Origin of the sequence: Polaromonas sp., assembly GCF_031411155.1 — a bacterium.
Taxonomy (GTDB): domain Bacteria; phylum Pseudomonadota; class Gammaproteobacteria; order Burkholderiales; family Burkholderiaceae_C; genus Polaromonas.
This window is the reverse complement of record NZ_JANOAL010000193.1, coordinates 1-2516: the sequence shown is the minus strand read 5'-3', so window position 1 is coordinate 2516 and position 2516 is coordinate 1. Positions and strand designations below refer to the sequence as shown.

At 66.4% G+C, this 2516-nt stretch carries 4 protein-coding genes and 1 pseudogene; 1 reads left to right on the top strand and 4 read right to left on the bottom strand.

The genetic code is table 11. The features are described 5' to 3' along the window. Together RMO23_RS12245 and RMO23_RS12240 are read right to left on the bottom strand one after the other, a co-directional pair. On the bottom strand, window positions 1-353 hold a 353-nt coding region (locus tag RMO23_RS12245; RefSeq protein ID WP_309681854.1), incomplete at its 3' end, for an organic hydroperoxide resistance protein. A 79-nt stretch (window positions 354-432) separates the two neighbouring features. Further along, entirely contained in the window at window positions 433-882 is a 450-nt protein-coding gene (locus RMO23_RS12240) for a MarR family transcriptional regulator (RefSeq protein WP_309681851.1), read from the bottom strand. An 82-nt stretch (window positions 883-964) separates the two neighbouring features. Here RMO23_RS12240 and RMO23_RS12235 point away from each other — a divergent pair, with 82 nt between their 5' ends. Continuing rightward, window positions 965-1909 (top strand): SAM-dependent methyltransferase, encoded by a 945-nt coding sequence (locus RMO23_RS12235; protein ID WP_309681849.1) that lies wholly within the window; start codon window positions 965-967, stop codon window positions 1907-1909. Between the two features lie 20 nt (window positions 1910-1929). On the opposite strand, the gene RMO23_RS12230 is transcribed toward RMO23_RS12235, so the two are convergent. Continuing rightward, complete coding sequence (locus RMO23_RS12230; protein ID WP_309681847.1) at window positions 1930-2301, bottom strand: hypothetical protein; 372 nt, start codon at window positions 2299-2301, stop codon at window positions 1930-1932. A gap of 29 nt (window positions 2302-2330) precedes the next feature. After that, window positions 2331-2516: pseudogene (locus RMO23_RS12225) on the bottom strand (pca operon transcription factor PcaQ); the annotation flags it as partial.

The window sequence follows — 2516 nt, the reverse complement described above, 5'->3', positions numbered from 1 at the left end:
TCGACCAGGGCCTGGGCGGCCGCGTGCTCCATGCCCGGAATGTGGATGGACAGTTCGACCGCGATGCTAAAGCCGGTGGGGATGGGGCCTATGCCGACGGCGCCGTCGATTTGGGTGTCTGCCGGCAGCGCAATCTTTTGCTGGCCCGCCACAAACTTCATGGCGCCCAGAAAGCAGGCCGAGTAGCCGGCCGCGAACAGCTGTTCGGGGTTGACGCCGCCGCCGGCGCCGCCCATTTCCTTGGGCACCACGAGTTTGACGTCGAGCAGGCCGTCATCGGACCTGGCCTTGCCGTCGCGGCCGCCGGTGGCGCTGGCGTGGGCGGTGTAAACAATTTTTTCGGGTTTTGACATGGTGTTTCCTTTAAAAAAGTCCCGGATTCGGGACGGGTTGCGACGAAAAAAACTAAACCGTTGAAGGATTGCGCGGCCCCTACGCCACCAAGCGCTGGCGCAGGGCCTGCACCTGCTGCGTCAGCGCCACCAGCTCGGGGATGGAGCACTGGCTGGCGGCCAGGATGCAGCCCGGAACTTTGGCGGCTTTGGCCTTGAGCTTGCGGCCCGCCGCCGTCAGCGTGATGTGGACCCGGCGCTCGTCCTGCAGCGCGCGCAGGCGGGTGATGAGACCCGAGGCTTCCAGCCGCTTGAGCAGGGGCGTGAGCGTGCCCGAATCGAGAAACAGCCGCTCGCCCAGCTCCGACACCATCAGGCCGTCCTGCTCCCACAGCACCAGCATGGCCAGGTACTGCGGGTAGGTCAGGCCCAGTTCGTCAAGCAGCGGCTTGTAGAGCCGGGTCATGGCCAGCGAGGTGGAGTAAAGCGCAAAGCAGAGCTGGTTGTCGAGCAGCAGCAGGGCGTCGGCGCCAGGGGTTTTGTCGGGCATGGCGCAATTATACCGTGCAATTAAATTGTGTTCAATGCAATTGTTGGAAAATGTAGTCGCAGCCCCACTAAACTGGAGGGCCATGCGACACGCCCCAAGCCCCCCAGCCGCCCAATCCTTCGCCAAGCCGGCCGCCAAGCCGGCCGCCAAACCCGCGCCAGTCATTGAAGAGCTGCGCCCCGGCCAGTCGATCGAGCTGCTCAAGGAGCTGCACATCCTGACGCGCGAAGGCAAGCTGAACCAGGACACGCGGCGCAAGCTCAAGCAGGTTTACCACCTGTACCAGTTCATCGAGCCGCTGCTCAACGAGGTGGCGGCCAGCAGCCCCGCGCCCACGCTGGCCGACCATGGCGCCGGCAAGTCCTACCTCGGCTTCATTCTGTACGACCTGTTTTTCAACGTCGCGCACCGGGGCCAGAAAACCGCCGGCCATATCTACGGCATTGAAACCCGCGCCGAGCTGGTCGCCAAATCGCGCGCGCTGGCGGCCCGTCTCGGCTTTGCCCGCATGTCGTTTTTAAACCTGACCGTGGCCGAGGCCACCACATCGCCCGATTTGCCGGGCCGCATCGACATCGTCACCGCGCTGCACGCCTGCGACACCGCCACCGACGACGCGATTGCCTTTGGCCTGGCCAAGCAGGCGCGCCACATGGTGCTGGTGCCCTGCTGCCAGGCCGAGGTGGCCAGCGTGCTGAAAAAAAGCCGGGCACTGAACCTGGCCAGAACCCCGCTGGCCGAGCTCTGGCGCCATCCGCTGCACACGCGCGAATTCGGCAGCCAGATCACCAACGTGCTGCGTTGCCTGCAGCTGGAAGCCAGCGGCTACCAGGTCACCGTGACCGAGCTGGTGGGCTGGGAACATTCGATGAAGAACGAACTGATTCTGGCCAGCCGCCCGGCCACGCCCAACGCCGCCAAAACCCGCGCGGCGCAAGAGCGACTGACCCAGGTGCTGCAGGCGCTGGGTCTTGCCGAATTGGGCGCGCGTTTTGCGGTGTCAGCCGCCTTGGCCAGCGCGCCGTAAGCCCGCCAGGGCCGTGGCCTTCAGACCACCAGGCTGGCGTCAAGCTGGCGCATCCGGTGGTCCACGTAGTAGCCGCCGAATTCGGTGTAGCGCAGCAGCACCCGTCCGCAGCCGTCGCAGGCATGCACCTCACAGCGGTTGTAGGGGTAAAAATCGACGGCCACCGGCGCGTCCGGCGAATCGTAGCGCGTGCCGTCGGGGTGGTATTCGCTGGAACCGGGCTCGTAGGCCTCCGGATCACGCAGGCTGCCGAGGTGGCGCATTTTTTCCTTGGGCCAGCGCTCCTCGGTGAAACTTTCCCAGCCCGGGCAGGGGCCGAGTGCGCAGTGGCAGGCATGGGCCTGGGGTCCTTCGCCCGCTTGCCTGAGGGACGCCGCGCTGAGTTTTTCCATACCGAATTATGGCGCCGGCGCAAGCCTTGTCACGGCACCACGCGGGTCGCCCGGCGCTCAAGCGCCAGCCCGCGTATGGCGCCCATCACCTCGGCCTGCGCCGGCGTCGGCGCCATGTCGGCGCGCAGGCTCAGGCCGACCAGCTCTTCGGTGCCGGCCATGCTCACCGGCAGCGGCCGCAGGGCGCCGCTGTCCAGGTCGGGCCGCGCCGCGCC